The sequence below is a fragment of the Escherichia sp. KTE31 genome, assembly GCF_000407925.1.
Lineage (GTDB): Bacteria > Pseudomonadota > Gammaproteobacteria > Enterobacterales > Enterobacteriaceae > Escherichia > Escherichia ruysiae.
The window spans coordinates 99138-119909 of record NZ_KE136722.1 but is presented as its reverse complement, the minus strand read 5'-3'; the positions used below and the strand labels follow the sequence as shown (position 1 = coordinate 119909).

Sequence of the window (20772 nt, the reverse complement as noted above, 5' to 3'; positions counted from 1 at the left end):
TCCGTGTGCAGGGCTTTCGATAATGCCTGATGCGATGCTGACGCATCTTATCAGACCTGCAAAGGCAAAAAAAAACCTGCCATCACTGGCAGGTTTTTCACGACTAAAAAGAAAAATTAATCTTCTTTTGGACCACGGTTCGCGCGGCGACGATCGTTTTCCGTCAGGTGACGTTTACGAATACGGATAGAGGTCGGAGTAACTTCTACCAGTTCGTCATCATCGATGAACTCCAGAGCTTGTTCCAGAGTCATGCGGATAGGCGGAACCAGAACAACGGCTTCGTCAGTACCGGAAGCACGCATGTTGGTCAGTTTCTTACCGGTCAGGCAGTTTACGGTCAGGTCGTTAGAACGGCTGTGAATACCGATAATCTGACCTTCGTAAACTTCTGCACCGTGACCGAGGAACAGCTTACCGCGATCCTGCAGACCAAACAGCGCGAACGCTACCGCTTTACCCTGGCCGTTAGAGATCAGTACGCCGTTCTGACGCTGACCCACTTCACCCGGACGTACGTCGTCGTAGTGGCTGAAGGTTGAGTACAGCAGACCCGTACCGGAAGTCATGGTCATGAACTCAGAACGGAAGCCAATCAGACCACGGCTTGGGATCACGTAGTCGAGACGTACGCGGCCTTTACCGTCTGGATTCATGTTTTTCAGCTCGCCTTTACGCTCGCCCAGCGCCTGCATTACAGAACCCTGATGCTGTTCTTCAACGTCCAGAGTCACGTTTTCGAACGGCTCTTGTTTACGACCGTCGATTTCACGGAAGATAACTTTCGGACGGGATACCGCCAGTTCGAAACCTTCACGACGCATGTTCTCAATAAGAACAGACAGGTGCAGTTCGCCACGACCAGAAACGCGGAACGCATCGGCGTCTTCGGTTTCTTCTACACGCAGCGCAACGTTGTGTACCAGTTCTTTGTTCAGACGATCCAGAATCTGACGAGACGTTACGAACTTACCTTCTTTACCGCAGAACGGAGAGGTGTTAACGCAGAAGAACATGGAAACGGTCGGCTCATCAACGGAGAGTGCCGGCAATGCTTCAACGTTTTGCGTGTCGCAAACGGTGTCTGAAATGTTCAGCTCGCCAAGGCCTGTGATCGCCACGATATCGCCAGCTTCCGCCAGATCGGTTTCGATACGCTCCAGACCGAGATGGCCCAGCACTTTACCGACTTTCGCGTTACGGGTTTTGCCTTCGCTATCGATGATAGTAACCTGCTGGTTCGGCTTCACTTTACCGCGCTTGATGCGGCCAATGCCGATAACGCCAACATAGCTGTTGTAATCGAGCTGAGAAATCTGCATCTGGAACGGACCGTCAAGGTCAACGTCCGGCGCAGGAACGTGGTCAACAATCGCCTGGTACAGCGGGGTCATGTCTTCCGCCATATCTTCGTGATCCAGACCCGCGATGCCGTTCAGCGCAGAAGCGTAAACGATCGGGAAGTCCAGCTGCTCGTCGGTCGCGTCGAGGTTAACGAACAGGTCAAATACCTGATCCACAACCCAGTCAGGACGCGCGCCTGGGCGGTCAACTTTGTTGATAACAACAATCGGCTTCAGGCCGTAAGCAAACGCTTTTTTGGTTACGAAACGCGTTTGCGGCATCGGGCCGTCAAATGCGTCAACCACCAGCAGCACTGAGTCTACCATGGACATTACACGTTCAACTTCACCACCGAAGTCGGCGTGCCCCGGGGTATCAACGATGTTGATACGGTAATCATTCCATTTGATAGCGGTGTTTTTCGCGAGGATGGTAATCCCACGCTCTTTCTCCAAATCGTTGGAGTCCATCACGCGCTCTTGGGTTTCGGCACGAGAGTCGAACGTACCGGATTGTTGGAGCAGCTTGTCTACCAGGGTGGTTTTACCATGGTCGACGTGCGCGATGATGGCGATATTACGCAATTTTTCGATCACAACTTTGCCTCAGGCATTAGAAATAGCGCGTTATTGTACACGGATTAATCGCACTACAAAACAGGATCACAAACATCCTCCGCAAACAAGTATTGCAGAGTCCCTTTGTGATCGCTTTCACGGAGCATAAAAAGGGTTATCCAAAGGTCATTGCACCAACATGGTGCTTAATGTTTCCATTGAAGCACTATATTGGTGCAACATTCACATCACGGTGCAGCCCTTTTGCACGATGTTAAGCATGATAACGCCTTTTAGGGGCAATTTAAAAGTTGGCACAGATTTCGCTTTATCTTTTTTACGGCGACACGGCCAAAATAATTGCAGATTTCGTTACCACGACGACAATGACCAATCCAGGAGAGTTAAAGTATGTCCGCTGAACACGTACTGACGATGCTGAACGAGCACGAAGTGAAGTTTGTTGATTTGCGCTTCACCGATACCAAAGGTAAAGAACAGCACGTCACTATCCCTGCTCATCAGGTGAATGCTGAATTCTTCGAAGAAGGCAAAATGTTTGACGGCTCCTCGATTGGCGGCTGGAAAGGCATTAACGAATCCGACATGGTGCTGATGCCAGACGCATCCACCGCAGTGATTGACCCGTTCTTCGCCGACTCTACCCTGATTATCCGTTGCGACATCCTTGAACCTGGCACCCTGCAAGGCTATGACCGTGACCCGCGCTCCATCGCGAAACGCGCCGAAGATTACCTGCGCTCTACTGGCATTGCCGACACCGTACTGTTCGGGCCAGAACCAGAATTTTTCCTGTTCGATGACATCCGTTTCGGATCTTCTATCTCCGGTTCTCACGTTGCTATCGACGATATCGAAGGCGCATGGAACTCCTCCACCCAATACGAAGGTGGTAACAAAGGTCACCGTCCGGCAGTGAAAGGCGGTTACTTCCCGGTTCCACCGGTAGACTCTGCTCAGGATATTCGTTCTGAAATGTGTCTGGTGATGGAACAGATGGGTCTGGTGGTTGAAGCCCATCACCACGAAGTAGCGACTGCTGGTCAGAACGAAGTGGCTACCCGCTTCAATACCATGACCAAAAAAGCTGACGAAATTCAGATCTACAAATATGTTGTGCACAACGTAGCGCATCGCTTCGGTAAAACTGCGACCTTTATGCCAAAACCGATGTTCGGTGATAACGGCTCCGGTATGCACTGCCACATGTCGCTGTCTAAAAACGGCGTTAACCTGTTCGCGGGCGATAAATACGCAGGTCTGTCTGAGCAGGCGCTGTACTACATTGGCGGCGTAATCAAACACGCTAAAGCGATTAACGCCTTGGCAAACCCGACCACCAACTCTTATAAGCGTCTGGTCCCGGGCTACGAAGCACCGGTAATGCTGGCTTACTCTGCACGTAACCGTTCTGCGTCTATCCGTATTCCGGTGGTTTCTTCTCCGAAAGCACGTCGTATCGAAGTACGTTTCCCGGACCCGGCGGCTAACCCGTACCTGTGCTTTGCTGCCCTGCTGATGGCCGGTCTTGATGGTATCAAGAACAAGATCCATCCGGGCGAAGCCATGGACAAAAACCTGTATGACCTGCCGCCAGAAGAAGCGAAAGAGATCCCACAAGTTGCAGGCTCTCTGGAAGAAGCACTGAACGAACTGGATCTGGACCGCGAGTTCCTGAAAGCCGGTGGCGTGTTCACGGATGAAGCGATCGATGCGTACATCGCTCTACGTCGCGAAGAAAATGACCGCGTGCGTATGACTCCGCATCCGGTAGAGTTTGAGCTGTACTACAGTGTCTAATAGTTGAAGTTGTACTACCCGGCGCGAACAACGCCGGGATTTAGTTGCCGTGGAAACTTTCAGCCCATCTCTGCATGGGCTTTTTTCTCCGTCATTTCTCTGATGCTTCGCGCTTTTTATCCGTAAAAAGCTATAATGCACTAAAATGGTGCAACCTGTTCAGGAGACTGCTTTATGGCAACAGGCACGCAGCCCGATGCTGGGCAGATCCTCAACTCGCTGATTAACAGTATTTTGTTAATTGATGACAATCTGGCGATACATTACGCCAACCCCGCCGCGCAACAACTGCTCGCCCAAAGCTCCCGCAAATTGTTCGGTACGCCGTTACCGGAACTGTTGAGCTACTTCTCATTAAATATCGAGTTGATGCAAGAAAGTCTGGAGGCGGGGCAAGGGTTTACCGATAACGAAGTGACGCTGGTGATTGACGGGCGCTCACATATCCTTTCTGTGACGGCTCAGCGTATGCCAGATGGCATGATCCTGCTGGAGATGGCACCAATGGATAATCAGCGCCGCTTAAGTCAGGAACAGCTACAGCACGCCCAGCAGGTAGCTGCCCGCGATTTGGTACGCGGCCTGGCGCATGAGATTAAAAATCCGCTTGGCGGTTTACGTGGCGCGGCGCAGCTGCTCAGCAAAGCATTACCTGACCCGTCACTACTCGAATATACCAAAGTGATTATCGAGCAGGCGGACAGATTACGTAATCTGGTCGACCGTCTGTTGGGGCCGCAACTGCCTGGCACACGTGTTACCGAAAGTATTCACAAGGTGGCAGAACGCGTGGTGGCGCTGGTGTCGATGGAACTGCCGGGTAACGTGCGGTTGATTCGTGATTACGACCCCAGCCTGCCGGAACTGGCGCACGATCCGGATCAAATTGAACAGGTATTGCTGAATATTGTGCGCAATGCGTTACAGGCACTGGGACCGGAAGGCGGCGAAATTATTCTGCGTACCCGCACCGCGTTTCAACTGACCTTGCACAGTGAGCGTTATCGGCTGGCAGCGCGGATCGATGTAGAAGACAACGGGCCAGGCATTCCGCCTCATTTGCAGGATACTCTGTTTTACCCGATGGTCAGCGGTCGCGAAGGCGGCACCGGGCTTGGCTTATCCATCGCCCGTAATTTGATTGATCAGCATTCAGGCAAAATTGAATTTACCAGTTGGCCAGGTCATACCGAGTTCTCGGTTTACCTGCCTATCAGGAAATAAAGGTGACGTTTATGCAACGAGGGATAGTCTGGGTAGTCGATGACGATAGTTCCATCCGTTGGGTGCTTGAACGTGCGCTCGCTGGGGCGGGTTTAACTTGTACGACGTTTGAGAACGGCGCGGAGGTGCTGGAGGCGCTGGCGAGCAAAACGCCGGATGTGCTGCTTTCAGATATCCGTATGCCCGGAATGGACGGGCTGGCGCTGCTCAAACAGATTAAACAGCGCCATCCGATGCTTCCGGTCATCATTATGACCGCGCACTCGGATCTGGATGCCGCCGTTAGCGCCTATCAACAAGGGGCGTTTGATTATCTGCCCAAACCGTTTGATATCGACGAAGCCGTGGCGCTGGTTGAGCGCGCCATCAGCCATTACCAGGAACAGCAGCAGCCACGCAATATTCAGCTTAACGGCCCAACAACCGATATCATCGGCGAAGCACCAGCCATGCAGGACGTGTTCCGAATTATTGGTCGGCTTTCGCGTTCTTCGATTAGCGTGTTGATCAATGGTGAGTCCGGCACCGGTAAAGAGCTGGTCGCTCATGCCCTGCATCGCCACAGCCCGCGAGCCAAAGCGCCGTTTATCGCGCTGAATATGGCGGCTATCCCAAAAGATTTGATCGAATCAGAACTGTTTGGTCACGAAAAAGGCGCGTTTACTGGTGCCAATACCGTTCGCCAGGGGCGTTTTGAACAGGCCGATGGCGGTACGTTATTTCTCGACGAAATTGGCGATATGCCGCTGGATGTGCAGACGCGTTTGCTGCGCGTGCTGGCAGACGGTCAGTTTTACCGCGTTGGCGGCTATGCGCCGGTGAAAGTGGATGTGCGTATTATTGCCGCGACTCACCAGAATCTCGAACAGCGGGTGCAGGAAGGCAAGTTCCGTGAGGATCTTTTCCACCGCCTGAACGTTATCCGTGTTCATCTGCCACCACTGCGCGAGCGTCGGGAAGATATTCCCCGCCTGGCGCGCCATTTTTTACAGGTTGCCGCGCGCGAATTGGGCGTAGAAGCGAAGTTGCTGCATCCGGAAACCGAAGCCGCCCTGACGCGTCTGGCGTGGCCGGGGAACGTGCGCCAACTGGAAAACACCTGCCGCTGGTTAACGGTGATGGCCGCCGGACAGGAAGTGTTGATTCAGGATTTGCCAAGCGAACTGTTTGAATCAACCGTACCGGAAAGTCCTTCCACTATGCAACCGGACAGTTGGGCAACATTGTTAGCACAGTGGGCAGATCGGGCGCTGCGTTCCGGTCATCAAAACCTGCTTTCTGAAGCGCAGCCAGAGCTGGAGCGGACGTTACTGACCACCGCATTGCGACATACGCAGGGACATAAACAGGAAGCAGCGCGACTGCTTGGTTGGGGACGTAACACCCTGACACGTAAGTTAAAAGAGTTGGGGATGGAGTGATTCACGGCTGGTGTGTAAAGATTGATTATTGAGCGCAAATTGCTGTTATTTTGCGCTTTACTGTTCCGATAAGTTCAGTATGATCTTGCCCGGAAAACGGGGGAAGTCATTATGCTGGAATCAATAATTAATCTGGTATCGAGTGGCGCAGTTGATAGCCACACACCGCAAACTGCCGTTGCGGCCATCCTGTGTGTCGCGATGATTGGGCTGTTTAGCTGAAGCTCATTGTTTATGCCGGATGCGACGTGAACGCCTTGTCCGGCCTACAAAAACAGGTTTTGTAGACCTGATAAGCGTAGCGCATCAGGCAACCTTGTTCTCAGCACATTGATGGCGCTTTCGTTTTGTACCTTGTGAACGAGGCGCCATTCACTATTTAAATCACCCGTGAGAACTGCTGCATCCGCGCTTTCTGGCGCAGATAAGTATCGAAGCACATGCAAATGTTGCGGATCAGCAAGCGGCCTTTCGCCGTCACCTGAATCCCCTTCTCATTGACATCCACCAGCCCATCTTTTGCTAACGGGGCGAGAAGCTTGAGATCTTCCGCAAAGTAATCAGCGAAGTGCAAATCCCACTGTTGTTCAACGGGGGCGTAATCCAGACGGAAATTGCAGATAAGCGACTTAATCACATCGCGGCGAATACAGTCATCGCGCGTTAATGCAATACCGCGCCACAGCGCATTACCTTGTTCATCCACCTGCTGATAGTACTGCTTCAACTCTTTCTGGTTTTGCGCGTAGCAGTCGCCAATCATGCTGATGGCTGAAACGCCCATCCCCAGCAGGTCGGTATCCCCCTGGGTGGTGTAGCCCTGGAAGTTACGATGAAGCACGCCTTCACGCTGAGCCACAGCCAGCTCGTCATCCGGGCGGGCAAAGTGATCCATACCAATAAACTGATAGCCCGATTGCGTCAGGAAGGCGATGGTTTCTTGCAGAATATCGAGTTTCTGCTGCGGACTCGGCAGGTCAGCATCTTTGATTTTACGCTGAGCAGCAAAAATGGTCGGCAGATGTGCGTAGTTAAAGACACTCAGACGATCGGGGTTAAGTTCCGCTACGCGTTTCAGGGTAAAAGCGAAACTCTCCGGCGTCTGTTTCGGCAGGCCGTAAATCAGGTCAATGTTGGTGGAGGTAAAGCCAATCTCACGCGCATGGTTAAGCAGCGCAAAGATAAATTCTTCATCCTGCTCGCGATTGACCAGACGCTGCACTTCTTTGTTGAAGTCCTGCACGCCCATGCTCAGACGGTTAAAACCTTCGGCGCGTAAATGATCGAGTACATCCAGTTCGATTTCACGCGGATCGACTTCGATCGAGATTTCCGCGTCGGCATTGAACTGGAAGTTTTCCCGCAGCAGCTTCATCAGGCGGCTGATTTGCGTTTTATTCAGATACGTCGGCGTACCACCGCCCCAGTGCAACTGACTAACGTGACGCCCGGCAAACAGCGGCGCACGATGGACGATTTCTTGCTCCAGCGCGTCCAGGTATTGGTCAGCCTTGTGCTGCTGGCGTGTGACAATCTTATTGCAACCGCAGAAGTAACAAAGCTTATGGCAGAACGGGATATGTACGTAGAGAGATAATGGACGCTCAGGATAGCGCGCCACGGCTTGTAAAAACGCCTGTTCGCCAAAGTCTTCTGAAAACTCCAGCGCGGTCGGGTACGAGGTGTATCGTGGCCCGGAATAATTATATTTCTGGATCAGGGCCAGATCCCAGTCGATTTGCTGTACAGACATGCTCACTCCTTCCGATGGCGTCTCTGGCGGCTACGGCGTACCAACGGATGCCCGGTTCGGGTCATCAGCCGGTTGCGCAGCCACTTTTGTCGCCGCGACAACCGTTGTAGTTTAACGAATAACCACACCAGATAACATATAACCGGAAGGGTTATCAGCAGAACGGGAAGGCCCACGGTGGCAATCCGTTAGTTGCCCCGCAGCAGACGCATCATGTCTTCTTGCTTCTCGTCTTCTTCCCCTTCTTCATCGTCGTCATAAGAGAGGCCGAGTTTCTGCATCAGCTCATCAATACGATCCAGTTTGGCATCAACCCAGGATTGCTCTTCGGCGCTCAGGGTTTCGCCTGCTTCCAGACGTTCCAGCAGCGCATCCAGACGCTCATCCGTTTCCAGTAACTCCAACTCCGCCTGCGGTGAAAGCATAGGTTTCTCACTCTTCGGTTTGTGCTGTTTGGTGACTTTTTCAGTCACGCCCAATGGAATAGGGGTTTTACTGCCAATACGTGGATCTTTCGGTGCGTTCTGGCCTTTGTTGCCTGATGTAGTGTTACCGCCCGCTGCGCGACTGCCCGGCGCATGACCACGGCGTTTTTTCTGGCGCTTGCGGTCACGAGCTTCCTGATCCAGCTCCTCGCGTGTTTTTCGACGCGCTTTTGCGTGACCTTTGCTGCGTGAGTTTGAAGATGATGGTTTCATAATGGTTCGTCTTTTTGCCGTTTTATTCAGTATAGATTTGCGGCGGAATCTAACAGAAAGCAAGCAAAGAAAAAAGGCGACAGATTACTCTGTCGCCTTTTTTCCTGACTCATAACCCTTAACGGGTCTTACAATCCTTGCAGGCCGCCAACACACCCTGTTTTTCCATTAGCCAGAACATTCCGTGTTGATTCCATTTCCGTTTAATTACGTCTCCGGACGTTTGTCTTCCTGACAATCCTCTGTCTTCGCCTCCTGGCGCTCCTGACCCTCATCCTGAGTCATCTTCCTGTTAGCGTCCTCGCTCTATGGGTGCTACTTTACGCTTCTGCGCTAAACAAACAATAAACTATCATCAGTATTTTCTCATTTTCAGATTATTGTATAAAACTAATCACATGATTTATTTGACCTATTTGACATGCATCGCAGAATTTTCTCTTCGATTTCGCATAAAGATGATCGGCAATGTCTCACAAAGCATGTGGCTTTTACTTACACCATGTCCCCCGAAAAATCCGTCTTTTATTGTGGTTCAGGTATAATCGCTGAAAAGCTTTGACTGACGGAGACGACCGCTTTGACTAATTTGAATTATCAACAGACGCATTTTGTGATGAGTGCGCCTGATATTCGCCACTTACCTTCCGATACCGGGATCGAAGTGGCTTTTGCAGGCCGTTCCAACGCAGGTAAATCCAGCGCGCTGAACACGCTGACTAACCAGAAAAGCCTGGCTCGTACCTCGAAAACACCAGGGCGCACCCAGCTTATCAACCTGTTTGAAGTGGCTGATGGCAAGCGTCTGGTTGACTTGCCTGGCTACGGTTATGCGGAAGTCCCGGAAGAGATGAAGCGCAAATGGCAGCGCGCGCTCGGCGAATACCTCGAAAAACGTCAGAGCCTGCAAGGTCTGGTGGTACTGATGGATATTCGCCATCCGCTGAAAGATCTCGATCAGCAGATGATTGAGTGGGCGGTGGACAGCAATATCGCCGTGTTGGTGCTACTGACCAAAGCGGACAAACTGGCGAGCGGTGCACGTAAAGCGCAATTGAATATGGTGCGTGAAGCGGTGCTGGCATTTAATGGTGATGTGCAGGTAGAAACCTTCTCTTCGCTGAAGAAACAAGGTGTGGATAAGCTGCGTCAGAAGCTGGATACCTGGTTTAGCGAAATGCAGCCTGTCGAAGAGAATCAGGACGGCGAATAATTTTCTTTCCCCGGTGCCGGATGCAGCTTAAATGCTTTGTCTGGCCTAGGTCTTCAAAATATTGCGACTCACGCCGTAAATCTGATAAGCGTTATGCATCAGGCAATTCAGATCTTTTCTCTCGCCCAATAAAAAACGCCCCAGTCATTACTGACTGGGGCGGCTAAAAAATTCAGCCAAATCCGATTACGTGAAGTAAAAGGTCTGAAAGATAGAACATCTTACCTCTGTACCCTACGCGAATAACTTTACTCTTTTTTGTTCAGTTCAGAAAGCATTTTTTGTAATTTTTTTTCAGTTGTTGCATAGGAATTTCTAATAGCCATCACAAAACGTGACAGCTTATGTTGCTTACTTACGAAAAAAGGGCATATTCAGGCGAATCTTAGTGCGCCTGATCCCAGTTTTCACCGCTTCCGACTTCCACCAGCAACGGTACATCCAGACGGGTACAGTTTTCCATCAATTGATGGATTTTCTTTGATACCACATCGAGATCATCTTTATGAACTTCAAATACCAGTTCATCGTGTACCTGCATGATCATACGAACGCGCGGTTGCTCGGCCTGTAACCATGCATCTACGGCAATCATCGCCCGTTTGATGATGTCGGCTGCGGTTCCCTGCATCGGTGCGTTAATTGCTGCACGTTCAGCCGCAGCACGACGCGCACCGTTGCTGGACTTGATATCCGGCAAATATAGACGGCGTCCGTCCAGCGTTTCAACGTAGCCCTGCTCTTTCGCCTGTGTGCGGGTACGTTCCATATACTCCAGCACGCCCGGATAGCGTTCGAAGTAAAGATCCATGTACTTCTGCGCTTCTTTGCGCGGAATATTTAACTGGCGCGCCAGGCCGAAAGCACTCATGCCGTAAATCAGACCAAAGTTGATTGCTTTCGCGCTGCGGCGTTGCTCGCCGGTGACGGTTTCTAGCGGCAAACCAAACACTTCTGCGGCCGTTGCCCGGTGAATATCTTTTCCTTCCGCGAATGCGGTCAGCAGGCCTTTGTCACGCGAGAGATGCGCCATAATGCGCAGTTCAATCTGCGAGTAGTCCGCCGAGACAATCACATAATCCTCTGGCGCAATAAACGCCTGGCGGATACGGCGACCTTCTTCGTTACGCACCGGAATGTTTTGCAGGTTAGGGTCGGTTGACGATAAACGTCCCGTCGCGGTTACCGCCTGATGATAAGAAGTATGTACGCGCCCGGTTTTCGGGTTAATCATCAACGGTAGTTTGTCGGTATAGGTTGATTTCAGCTTCGCCAGACCACGATACTCCAGAATCACCTTCGGTAACGGATAGTCCAGCGCCAGCTCTTCCAGCACCTCTTCCGACGTTGACGGCGCACCACCCGGCGTTTTCTTCAGCGGTTTAATGCCCTGTTTTTCAAAAAGAATAGTTTGCAACTGTTTGGTCGAAGAAAGATTAAATTCTTCACCTGCAATTTCATGCGCTTTCTTTTCCAGCTCCGCCAGACGTAGAGTGAGCTCTTCAGAATGATTATGCAGAACTTTCGGATCGATCTTCACACCGTTACGTTCAATGCGTGAAAGCACCGGCACAAGCGGCATTTCGATATTCTCGAAGACGTTCAACGGCCCTTTGTGTTTCTGCAGATCCGGCCACATTTTCAGATGCAATTGTAAGGTGACGTCTGCATCTTCGGCGGCGTAGCGACCGGCCTCTTCCAGAGCAATCTGGTTAAAGGTCAGTTGATTTTTGCCTTTACCGGCAATCTCTTCAAAAGTGATGGTTTTGTGCTTCAACCAACGTTCCGCGAGGCTGTCCATATCATGACGCCCGGCAACGCTATTGAGAATGTAGGACTCGAGCATGGTATCAAACGCAATCCCACGGAGCTCAATGCCGTAGTTCGCCAGAATACCGCGATCGTATTTCAGGTTTTGCCCGACCTTCAGCGCCTTTTCATCTTCCAGTAGCGGTTTTAGCAACTCGAGTGCACGCTCGCGAGAGATTTGATCGGGCGCATCGAGATAATCATGAGCAACCGGAATATATGCCGCTATGCCTGGCTCGATAGCAAAGGAAAGCCCCACCAGGTTGGCAGAGATGTTATCGAGGCTGTCAGTTTCGGTATCAAATGCAAACACCGGCGCTTTTTCCAGCTTCGTAATCCATTCTTTCAGCGTATCTTCATCAAGGATAGTGACGTAGTTATCGTAAGAAATCGCCGTTGCCGTCACTTCTGGCATTTCGTCGACAACAAGCGTTTCCTGTGGCTTCGCGGCAGGTTTAGCCCCTTTGGCCTGTAACCATTTGCCCGCCTCTACATCAGCAGTCCAGCGTTTGAACTCATACTTTTTGAACAGCCCCAACAACTCTTCAGCCGCCGGTTGCTGCACTTCCAGTTGTTCACAGGTCAGCTCCAGTTCAACGTCGGTTTTAATCGTCGCCAGCTGGTAAGAGAGATAAGCCACTTCTTTGTTTTGCTCGAGCTTGGCTGCCATTGTTTTCGCGCCACGGAAGCTTAGGCCAGCAATTTTTTCCGGCTCGGCATACAGCGTATCCAGCCCGCCAAGACCCTGCAGCAGTGCCTGCGCGGTTTTTTCACCCACGCCCGGTACGCCAGGAATGTTATCGGAGGAGTCGCCCATCAGCGCCAGGAAGTCGATGATCAGTTCTGGCGGTACGCCGTACTTATTCACCACTTCTTCCGGGCCGAGGATGGTGTTCGTCATGGTATTGATAAGCGTAATATTTGGCGTCACCAGCTGCGCCATATCTTTGTCGCCAGTGCTGATCAGCACCGGACGCCCGGCTTTTTCGGCTTCGCGCGCCAGTGTACCGATAACGTCGTCCGCTTCTACGCCAGAAACCGCCAGCAGCGGCAGTCCCATCGCCTTGACCATTGCGTGCAGGGGTTCGATTTGCGCTCGCAAATCGTCCGGCATTGGCGGGCGATGTGATTTGTAATGTTCAAACAGTTCATCACGAAAGGTTTTTCCCTTGGCGTCAAAGACCACCGCTGCATGTGTCGGTTTATATTGCATGATTAGACTACGCAGCATATTGAGGACACCGTACATCGCACCGGTCGGCTCGCCTGCGCTGTTGGTCAGCGGCGGAAACGCGTGATATGCGCGATAAAGATAAGATGAACCATCTACAAGGATAAGTGGATTTTGGGGGATCTGAACCATAATGTCCGTGCCTGTTTATCAGATTATGGGTAAAGGATGCCACAGACAGGATGAAAACATGAGTTTTTCACCGCTTTTCGTGAAAATCTTTTGTAGATCTTCTGGATCGCTCGCAAATCGTCATGTGGATAACTTTGTGCATAAATTATTTACATCGCTTTTAATTTATTATCATGCTTTTTACAGCATGATGTTTATCTTTGTTTTTCATGCAGTTATAAATAAAGCCATCCCTAATAATTGAGATAATAGGATTTCTTCTAATGTGGATAGATATAAATTATTTTTCTACTTCAGGATCATCCGTTATTTGGGGCGTTTTCTGCTAAAATCTGCGCCTTGCGCTTCTTTCGCGCACTGTCTATGGCTAACTTTTTGAATAAATTAATTATGACGAGAATACTCGCTACGATAACCCTTTTGCTGAGTATCGTATTGACCATTTTGGTTACCATTTTTTGTTCCGTCCCGATCATCATTGCCGGGATCGTAAAACTATTGTTACCTGTGCCAATGATATGGCGAAAAGTTTCACGTTTTTGTGATTTTATGATGTATTGCTGGTGCGAAGGACTGGCGCTATTACTACACCTTAATCCACATTTGCGATGGGAAGTTCACGGGCTGGAAGGGTTAAGTAAAAAGAACTGGTATCTGCTTATTTGTAATCACCATAGCTGGGCAGATATTGTCGTACTGTGTGTGCTGTTTCGTAAGCACATTCCGATGAATAAATATTTCCTCAAACAGCAACTGGCCTGGGTGCCTTTTCTTGGCCTGGCGTGTTGGGCGCTGGATATGCCGTTTATGAAGCGTTATTCGCGCGCTTATTTGTTACGTCATCCGGAGCGACGCGGTAAAGATGTAGAAACCACTCGTCGTTCCTGCGAAAAATTTCGCCTGCATCCCACCACTATTGTGAATTTTGTTGAGGGTTCCCGCTTCACTGAAGAGAAACACCAGCAAACCCACTCAACATTTCAAAATCTTCTGCCGCCAAAAGCTGCCGGTATTGCGATGGCGCTGAATGTACTGGGTAAACAATTCGATAAATTGCTCAACGTTACGCTGTGTTACCCGGATAATCACCGTCAACCATTCTTCGATATGCTAAGTGGCAAACTGACCAGAATTGTCGTGCATGTGGATTTACAACCTATTGCTGAAGAATTGCATGGCGACTATATCAATGACAAAAGCTTTAAACGCCATTTTCAGCAATGGCTGAACTCACTGTGGCATGAAAAAGACAGGCTTCTGACGTCATTGATGTCATCGCAGCGCCAGAATAAGTAGCTTTTCTCGCCTCTGAATTAGCAGAGGCGAGATATTATATTAATGTGCAAAACGTCCGGCACGAGACATAAATTCTTCTTCGCTCATCTCCTGCCCGTTAAAAACAACTTTACCCGGTGTATAACGCAACTGTAGCGAGGCGGTATTGTTGTCAATCGTGATTAACTGAAACATCTGACCTAATGTCATCATCCCGCTGATTTGTTTATCCGCCCGCTTCTGGGCTTTTTCAGCATCCATACCTTCAGATAAATTAAGTTGTTTTGCTGTTTCTGTAACAACATTAAGCGGTAAAGCCACGTTTAAATTGAACGATTTGATATCTTTATTTATGGATGATGAAGATTTGGCTGGATCATCAATACTAAGATCCAGATTGGCGTTTAGTTCTCCGAGAGTATTTCTCCAGCTAACCGGTAATTTAATAACTGGCTCACTTTTTTGTAATAACGGTAAATACTCTTTGAACAATGCAGCATTCACTTCTTGCAGAGCAGCTTCATCGTTTGCTAACTCAGGGTGTGCAGCAAGCTGCTTCCGCATCGCAATGTTATACTGGATGATAAATTGACGCACCGCTAAGGGATCAATAGATTCAGCAATCAATGACCACTCACCACTACCGAGTTGCTGATTCCCTTTTGTTAACTTATCAAGTTCGTAGGTCAGATTGACATTGATATAATCTTTATCTTTTACGCGATCTAGCCTGGTTTTTGCAACGAAATTATCGAGTTGGGCAACGTCTTCACCGCGATTGATAATGTTAATCTGATTAAATTTTGACTCGCTTTCACCAACCGGAAATTTCTTTTCTTCTAATCGCGTCAGAGAATTAATGGTAAAACTCTTCGCCGTTACTTTGCTCATTGGCGATAATTTCAGGACAATATCTTCGACCTTGCCTTCAATATCCAGGTTAGACAATGAACTATCATCTCCATTAAAAGTAAACTGGCCTTCACCAAAGGAAAACTCTCCATACTCTGCAGGGGCAACATCTAATGTCGTGGAGAATGAGCCACCAAACGCGAATCGCAATTTCGCTTCAACGGGTGATTTATTTTTCGCGGCGATAAATAGCGGTTGTGTTAGCTCATTATTTACTAAGTTCACTTTTGCCGCTGCCAGTGCGGGAATGACATTACCACGCATTAACATTGTAATGGGCAACGGACCGTGCTCAACATCCACATCAAATGCAACTTTCTGGCCTGACTTGATATTGAAATCGGGTACGCCGTTATCAAATGTAAGTTGCATTTCAAAACGGGAATTAAAAAAACATTTTTCAAAGTTTTTATAACTTAACGTCATCTCGTAGGCATGTTCACCTTTCTTTTTAGCATCGTTAAAATCTTTAATAAACTTTTCGACACCAGGCTGAATTTGCGTACCTGTGTACCATGTGCCACCACCCCAGATTACGGCTAACGCAACAATAACACCTGTAGCTGACTTACGTATCATATAAATATTCCCTGATAAAACAGCAAAACTTTGAATATCCACTTATGATGAAATAATGTCCAGTAACAGAGTGCATTATCAGAATGTATTTATATTTATTAAATAATAAAAAAAGCCCGTGAATATTCACGGGCTTTATGTAATTTACAATGAATTATTTTTTCTCGGACAGATATTTCACTGTATCAGCATACTGCTGAACAAAAACATCCATATTGCTGGTATCCATACCCTGCGGATTCAGCTGATATTTACCGTTAACAAACATCGCCGGAACACCACGCAATTGCACGTCAGCTGCGGCTTTTTCCTGCTGAGCGACCAGAGATTTCACCACGAAGCTGTTCCACGCCGCGTCGTACTCTTCACCTTTAATACCTGCGTTGATAAATACATCGCGGATATCAGATGCTGAACGAATGGTCTGGGTTTTCTGCACGCCTTCAAACAGCGGAACCGTGACTTTGTCTTCCACGCCCAGCGCCATCGCCACTGCCCATGCCTGAGTCAGTTCTTTGCCCAGATCCCCACCCATGAAGTTGACGTGGTATTTAGTTATCTTCACGCCTTCCGGCAGTTTTTTCTTCACGTTATCAGAAATATGCAGAACTTCTTCAAACTGATAGCAGTGCGGACAGAAGAAAGAGAAAAACTCCAGCACTTGCGGCGCGCCAGCAACCGGTTTTTCCAGGGTGGTGTACTGCTTACCATCTTCATACTGCGCCGCCGATGCGCTAAACGCTAAAACTAAACCAGCCAGCGCCAGCCAAATCTTTTTCATGATCTACTCTCTCCGATTAATACATAGGTGTTAATTGCAAAGGGGGTTCTTGTAGAACTTTTGCCTGTTCTATAAAAGTCGCCGTCTGTCGCAGCCAGTAATCTTCCCCGGTTAACCACGGGAAATTTTTCGGGAACGCGGGATCAGCCCAACGCCGCATTAGCCAGGCAAGATAATAAACCAAACGCATGGCGCGTAAAGGTTCAATCAGTCCGATTTCAGCGGTGTCGAACTCGCTAAATTCTTCATAAGCTTCAATAATAGTTTCCAGTTGCATCCGCTGCTCGGCTTTATCACCATTCAGCAACATCCACAAATCCTGAATAGCCGGGCCATTACGTGCATCATCCAGATCGACAAACATCGGACCATCGCGCCAGAGAATGTTCCCGGCATGGCAGTCACCATGTAGCCGCAGAACGGTGAAATCTTCCCGCCAGTGCGCTGTAACGGCGGTGATCAGCTCATCTGTCGCTTTCAGGAATGCCGCTTTCAACCCGGAAGGTATCAGCGTAGCGTCCTCAAACAGTTTACGTGGCTCAATGAGATATTCATTCAGGCCGATGGTCGGGCGATGGATAAAAAGCTGTTTGCGCCCCGTCTGGTGCATACGCCCCAGATAACGACCAACCGCTTCCATCTGATCGATATTATCAGCTTCGAACTGGCGACCACCGACGCTTGGGAAAACGGCGAAATAAAATCCCTGATGATTCAATAAAGTCTGGCCATTGAACACCACTGGCGCTGCGACCGGCACTTCATCGTTTACCAACTGCAATGCAAATTGATGTTCTTCGAGGATTTGATCGGCTGTCCAGCGTTCAGGGCGGTAAAATTTGACGACAAAACGTCGACGATCTTCGTCCTGAAATTGATAGACACGGTTTTCATAGCTGTTAAGCGGGGTAAGCCCGGAATCCACCCGGATCCCTTGCTCAAACAGAGCGTCCATGATGGTATCCGGGTGTAGTGTCTGGAAAGTAAAAGCGTTGTTGTTCATCCCATCATCCGGAAAACATTACGAATGATGAAGGATATCATTTCACGATGATTTTGGTCGCGCCGCTTACAAGCTTTTACTCTTTAATTACGCCGCGTGCGCGTAATAGCGCCGTTTTGAAGTCTTCTTCATAATCTTTCTGCAAACCTGGGATCACCGCATCTTTCGCGGAATCACGCATTTTCAAATGATAGATCAGAATGTCATCCGTCAAATCCGCCAGTTCGCCGTCAAAACCTGACTCTTTCGCCAGTTTCTGCAAAAATTGCAGCAGGTTAAGGTCTGGCTCTTTTTGCCAGGCTGGCTGGAGGAGTTCAATAACTTCATTCAGACGTTTACATTTCATAGTAATGCTCCTTACTCTTGAGACAGACACGTTAGCAGGGTCAATCCCACAATAAAAGAGGCGATATCGGTGAATCTGATGACGACGATAACAGGCGTTGTGCTGGCAGGCGGTAAAGCCAGACGAATGGGCGGCGTAGATAAAGGATTGCTTGAATTAAATGGCAAACCGCTGTGGCAACATGTCGCTGACGCGCTTATGACGCAGCTGTCTCACGTCGTGGTTAATGCCAATCGCCATCAGGAAATCTATCAGGCAACCGGTCTGAAAGTGATAGCGGATTCTCTGGCGGATTACCCTGGGCCACTGGCGGGAATGCTTTCAGTAATGCAGCAGGAAAAAGGCGAGTGGTTTCTGTTTTGTCCGTGCGATACACCCTATATTCCCCAGGATTTAGCCTCCCGACTTAACCATCAGCGCAAAGATGCGCCTGTCGTATGGGTTCATGACGGCGAACGCGATCACCCGACTATAGCCCTGGTAAACCGCACTATTGAGCCATTATTGCAGGAATACCTGCTGTCCGGAGAGCGCCGGGTGATGGCTTTTATGAATCTTGCTGGCGGTCACGCGGTTGATTTCAGCGATCGCAAAGAGGCATTTATAAACGTGAATACGCCAGAGGAGCTTGCCCGATGGCAGGAAAAACGATGATACCGTTAATCGCCTTTGCTGCGTGGAGTGGCACCGGAAAAACTACGCTGCTGAAAAAACTGATCCCGGCATTATGCGCCAGAGGGATCCGCCCGGGGCTGATTAAGCATACGCATCATGATATGGATGTTGATAAGCCAGGCAAAGACAGCTATGAGCTGCGCAAGGCTGGCGCGGCGCAAACCATCGTTGCCAGCCAGCAACGATGGGCTTTGATGACGGAAACACCAGATGAAGAAGAACTGGATCTACATTTCCTCGCAAGCCGAATGGATACCTCAAAGCTGGATTTGATTCTGGTCGAAGGGTTCAAGCATGAAGAGATCGCGAAGATTGTGCTATTTCGCGATGGAGCCGGACATCGACCAGAAGAGTTAGTGATAGACAGGCATGTCATTGCTGTAGCCAGCGATGTACCGCTTAATGTTGATGTCGCGTTACTGGATATTAATGATGTTGAGGGGCTGGTTGATTTTGTGGTGGAGTGGATGCAAAAGCAGGACGGATAGGCAAGTGTAGGCTGAATAAGACGCACCAGCGTCGCATCCGGCCTTTTTTCTGCACCAGCGCAAAAAGGCCATCCTTCCGGATGGCCTTTCGCTAAATTTGATGCCTGGCAGTTCCCTACTCTCGCATGGGGAGACCCCACACTACCATCGGCGCTACGGCGTTTCACTTCTGAGTTCGGCATGGGGTCAGGTGGGACCACCGCGCTACGGCCGCCAGGCAAATTCTGTTTTATCAACACGTCATGTTCTGACCTGTCGATTTAATCTGTATCAGGCTGAAAATCTTCTCTCAATCCGCCAAAACATCTTCGGCGTTGTAAGGTTAAGCCTCACGGTTCATTAGTACCGGTTAGCTCAACGCATCACTGCGCTTACACACCCGGCCTATCAACGTCGTCGTCTTCAACGTTCCTTCAGGACTCTCAAGGAGTCAGGGAGAACTCATCTCGGGGCAAGTTTCGTGCTTAGATGCTTTCAGCACTTATCTCTTCCGCATTTAGCTACCGGGCAGTGCCATTGGCATGACAACCCGAACACCAGTGATGCGTCCACTCCGGTCCTCTCGTACTAGGAGCAGCCCCCCTCAGTTCTCCAGCGCCCACGGCAGATAGGGACCGAACTGTCTCACGACGTTCTAAACCCAGCTCGCGTACCACTTTAAATGGCGAACAGCCATACCCTTGGGACCTACTTCAGCCCCAGGATGTGATGAGCCGACATCGAGGTGCCAAACACCGCCGTCGATATGAACTCTTGGGCGGTATCAGCCTGTTATCCCCGGAGTACCTTTTATCCGTTGAGCGATGGCCCTTCCATTCAGAACCACCGGATCACTATGACCTGCTTTCGCACCTGCTCGCGCCGTCACGCTCGCAGTCAAGCTGGCTTATGCCATTGCACTAACCTCCTGATGTCCGACCAGGATTAGCCAACCTTCGTGCTCCTCCGTTACTCTTTAGGAGGAGACCGCCCCAGTCAAACTACCCACCAGACACTGTCCGCAACCCGGATCACGGGTCCACGTTAGAACATCAAACATTAAAGGGTGGTATTTCAAGGTCGGCTCCACGCAGACTGGCGTCCACGCTTCAAAGCCTCCCACCTATCCTACACATCAAGGCTCAATGTTCAGTGTCAAGCTATAGTAAAGGTTCACGGGGTCTTTCCGTCTTGCCGCGGGTACACTGCATCTTCACAGCGAGTTCAATTTCACTGAGTCTCGGGTGGAGACAGCCTGGCCATCATTACGCCATTCGTGCAGGTCGGAACTTACCCGACAAGGAATTTCGCTACCTTAGGACCGTTATAGTTACGGCCGCCGTTTACCGGGGCTTCGATCAAGAGCTTCGCCTTGCGGCTGACCCCATCAATTAACCTTCCGGCACCGGGCAGGCGTCACACCGTATACGTCCACTTTCGTGTTTGCACAGTGCTGTGTTTTTAATAAACAGTTGCAGCCAGCTGGTATCTTCGACTGATTTCAGCTCCACGAGCAAGTCGCTTCACCTAC

The 20772-nt window shown here is 49.8% G+C and carries 16 protein-coding genes, 1 rRNA gene, 1 pseudogene and 2 other annotated features; of the genes and pseudogenes, 8 read left to right on the top strand and 10 right to left on the bottom strand.

Annotated elements, in window-relative coordinates:
- Positions 1 to 116: 116 nt before the first annotated feature.
- The gene (gene typA, locus WES_RS20220) at positions 117 to 1940 is read right to left on the bottom strand and encodes a ribosome-dependent GTPase TypA (protein ID WP_000570663.1); all 1824 of its coding nucleotides are present in this window, start codon (positions 1938 to 1940) and stop codon (positions 117 to 119) included.
- Between the two features lie 372 nt (positions 1941 to 2312).
- On the opposite strand from typA, the gene glnA reads away from it, so the two are divergent.
- From glnA to WES_RS20240, 4 genes are all read left to right on the top strand, one after another.
- On the top strand, positions 2313 to 3722 hold the full coding sequence (glnA, locus tag WES_RS20225) for a glutamate--ammonia ligase (protein ID WP_001271718.1): 1410 nt from the start codon (positions 2313 to 2315) through the stop codon (positions 3720 to 3722).
- Positions 3723 to 3896: 174 nt separating this feature from the next.
- Positions 3897 to 4946, top strand: a complete 1050-nt coding sequence (glnL, locus tag WES_RS20230; RefSeq protein ID WP_016160054.1) for a nitrogen regulation protein NR(II) — start codon at positions 3897 to 3899, stop codon at positions 4944 to 4946.
- Positions 4947 to 4957: 11 nt separating this feature from the next.
- Entirely contained in the window at positions 4958 to 6367 is a 1410-nt protein-coding gene (gene glnG, locus WES_RS20235; protein WP_016160055.1) for a nitrogen regulation protein NR(I), read from the top strand.
- 111 nt (positions 6368 to 6478) lie between these two features.
- Positions 6479 to 6589: a YshB family small membrane protein gene (locus WES_RS20240; protein WP_000893993.1), complete on the top strand. Its 111-nt coding sequence runs from the start codon at positions 6479 to 6481 to the stop codon at positions 6587 to 6589.
- A gap of 157 nt (positions 6590 to 6746) precedes the next feature.
- On the opposite strand, the gene hemN is transcribed toward WES_RS20240, so the two are convergent.
- The 3 genes and pseudogenes from hemN to WES_RS23410 form a co-directional block, all read right to left on the bottom strand.
- Positions 6747 to 8120 (bottom strand): oxygen-independent coproporphyrinogen III oxidase, encoded by a 1374-nt coding sequence (gene hemN / locus WES_RS20245; protein WP_000116105.1) that lies wholly within the window; start codon positions 8118 to 8120, stop codon positions 6747 to 6749.
- Positions 8121 to 8308: 188 nt separating this feature from the next.
- Positions 8309 to 8818: a Der GTPase-activating protein YihI gene (gene yihI, locus WES_RS20250; RefSeq protein ID WP_016160056.1), complete on the bottom strand. Its 510-nt coding sequence runs from the start codon at positions 8816 to 8818 to the stop codon at positions 8309 to 8311.
- Positions 8819 to 8936: 118 nt separating this feature from the next.
- Positions 8937 to 9164, bottom strand: a pseudogene (locus WES_RS23410) (hypothetical protein).
- A gap of 234 nt (positions 9165 to 9398) precedes the next feature.
- Between WES_RS23410 and yihA the strand changes: the two are divergent.
- Positions 9399 to 10031: a ribosome biogenesis GTP-binding protein YihA/YsxC gene (gene yihA / locus WES_RS20255; protein ID WP_000183348.1), complete on the top strand. Its 633-nt coding sequence runs from the start codon at positions 9399 to 9401 to the stop codon at positions 10029 to 10031.
- A 385-nt stretch (positions 10032 to 10416) separates the two neighbouring features.
- On the opposite strand, the gene polA is transcribed toward yihA, so the two are convergent.
- Positions 10417 to 13203, bottom strand: coding sequence for a DNA polymerase I (polA, locus tag WES_RS20260; RefSeq protein WP_016160057.1), 2787 nt, complete (start codon positions 13201 to 13203; stop codon positions 10417 to 10419).
- A 363-nt stretch (positions 13204 to 13566) separates the two neighbouring features.
- Between polA and WES_RS20265 the strand changes: the two genes are divergently transcribed.
- Positions 13567 to 14499, top strand: coding sequence for an acyltransferase (locus tag WES_RS20265; protein WP_010350928.1), 933 nt, complete (start codon positions 13567 to 13569; stop codon positions 14497 to 14499).
- Between the two features lie 39 nt (positions 14500 to 14538).
- Here the strand turns inward: WES_RS20265 and WES_RS20270 are convergent, their stop codons facing one another.
- From WES_RS20270 to WES_RS20285, 4 genes are all read right to left on the bottom strand, one after another.
- Positions 14539 to 15969: a DUF945 family protein gene (locus tag WES_RS20270; protein WP_016160058.1), complete on the bottom strand. Its 1431-nt coding sequence runs from the start codon at positions 15967 to 15969 to the stop codon at positions 14539 to 14541.
- 154 nt (positions 15970 to 16123) lie between these two features.
- Complete coding sequence (gene dsbA, locus WES_RS20275; protein ID WP_016160059.1) at positions 16124 to 16750, bottom strand: thiol:disulfide interchange protein DsbA; 627 nt, start codon at positions 16748 to 16750, stop codon at positions 16124 to 16126.
- A gap of 16 nt (positions 16751 to 16766) precedes the next feature.
- A complete protein-coding gene (srkA, locus tag WES_RS20280) occupies positions 16767 to 17753 on the bottom strand; it encodes a stress response kinase SrkA (RefSeq protein WP_001062017.1) in 987 nt (328 codons plus the stop codon).
- A 76-nt stretch (positions 17754 to 17829) separates the two neighbouring features.
- Positions 17830 to 18099 (bottom strand): YihD family protein, encoded by a 270-nt coding sequence (locus tag WES_RS20285; RefSeq protein ID WP_001295263.1) that lies wholly within the window; start codon positions 18097 to 18099, stop codon positions 17830 to 17832.
- A 69-nt stretch (positions 18100 to 18168) separates the two neighbouring features.
- On the opposite strand from WES_RS20285, the gene mobA reads away from it, so the two are divergent.
- Both mobA and mobB read left to right on the top strand, forming a co-directional pair.
- On the top strand, positions 18169 to 18753 hold the full coding sequence (gene mobA / locus WES_RS20290; protein ID WP_016160060.1) for a molybdenum cofactor guanylyltransferase MobA: 585 nt from the start codon (positions 18169 to 18171) through the stop codon (positions 18751 to 18753).
- Complete coding sequence (mobB, locus tag WES_RS20295) at positions 18735 to 19262, top strand: molybdopterin-guanine dinucleotide biosynthesis protein MobB (RefSeq protein ID WP_016160061.1); 528 nt, start codon at positions 18735 to 18737, stop codon at positions 19260 to 19262. Before mobA ends, mobB begins: the two co-directional genes overlap by 19 nt.
- A 102-nt stretch (positions 19263 to 19364) precedes the next feature.
- Here mobB and rrf read toward each other — a convergent pair.
- Positions 19365 to 19480, bottom strand: a 5S ribosomal RNA gene (gene rrf / locus WES_RS20300).
- A 113-nt stretch (positions 19481 to 19593) separates the two neighbouring features.
- Positions 19594 to 20466: a sequence feature (23S ribosomal RNA rRNA prediction is too short), on the bottom strand.
- Between the two features lie 30 nt (positions 20467 to 20496).
- Positions 20497 to 20730: a sequence feature (23S ribosomal RNA rRNA prediction is too short), on the bottom strand.
- Positions 20731 to 20772: the final 42 nt, after the last annotated feature.

What these genes read in the sequence shown, in the direction of transcription:
- glnA (WP_001271718.1), top strand. Translation starts at nt 2,313, where the DNA reads ATGTCCGCTGAACACGTACTGACGATGCTGAACGAGCACGAAGTGAAG.
- dsbA (WP_016160059.1), bottom strand. Translation starts at nt 16,750, where the DNA reads ATGAAAAAGATTTGGCTGGCGCTGGCTGGTTTAGTTTTAGCGTTTAGC.
- WES_RS20285 (WP_001295263.1), bottom strand. Translation starts at nt 18,099, where the DNA reads ATGAAATGTAAACGTCTGAATGAAGTTATTGAACTCCTCCAGCCAGCC.
- WES_RS20270 (WP_016160058.1), bottom strand. Translation starts at nt 15,969, where the DNA reads ATGATACGTAAGTCAGCTACAGGTGTTATTGTTGCGTTAGCCGTAATC.
- srkA (WP_001062017.1), bottom strand. Translation starts at nt 17,753, where the DNA reads ATGAACAACAACGCTTTTACTTTCCAGACACTACACCCGGATACCATC.
- yihI (WP_016160056.1), bottom strand. Translation starts at nt 8,818, where the DNA reads ATGAAACCATCATCTTCAAACTCACGCAGCAAAGGTCACGCAAAAGCG.
- polA (WP_016160057.1), bottom strand. Translation starts at nt 13,203, where the DNA reads ATGGTTCAGATCCCCCAAAATCCACTTATCCTTGTAGATGGTTCATCT.
- hemN (WP_000116105.1), bottom strand. Translation starts at nt 8,120, where the DNA reads ATGTCTGTACAGCAAATCGACTGGGATCTGGCCCTGATCCAGAAATAT.
- WES_RS20240 (WP_000893993.1), top strand. Translation starts at nt 6,479, where the DNA reads ATGCTGGAATCAATAATTAATCTGGTATCGAGTGGCGCAGTTGATAGC.
- glnL (WP_016160054.1), top strand. Translation starts at nt 3,897, where the DNA reads ATGGCAACAGGCACGCAGCCCGATGCTGGGCAGATCCTCAACTCGCTG.
- mobB (WP_016160061.1), top strand. Translation starts at nt 18,735, where the DNA reads ATGGCAGGAAAAACGATGATACCGTTAATCGCCTTTGCTGCGTGGAGT.
- WES_RS20265 (WP_010350928.1), top strand. Translation starts at nt 13,567, where the DNA reads ATGGCTAACTTTTTGAATAAATTAATTATGACGAGAATACTCGCTACG.
- glnG (WP_016160055.1), top strand. Translation starts at nt 4,958, where the DNA reads ATGCAACGAGGGATAGTCTGGGTAGTCGATGACGATAGTTCCATCCGT.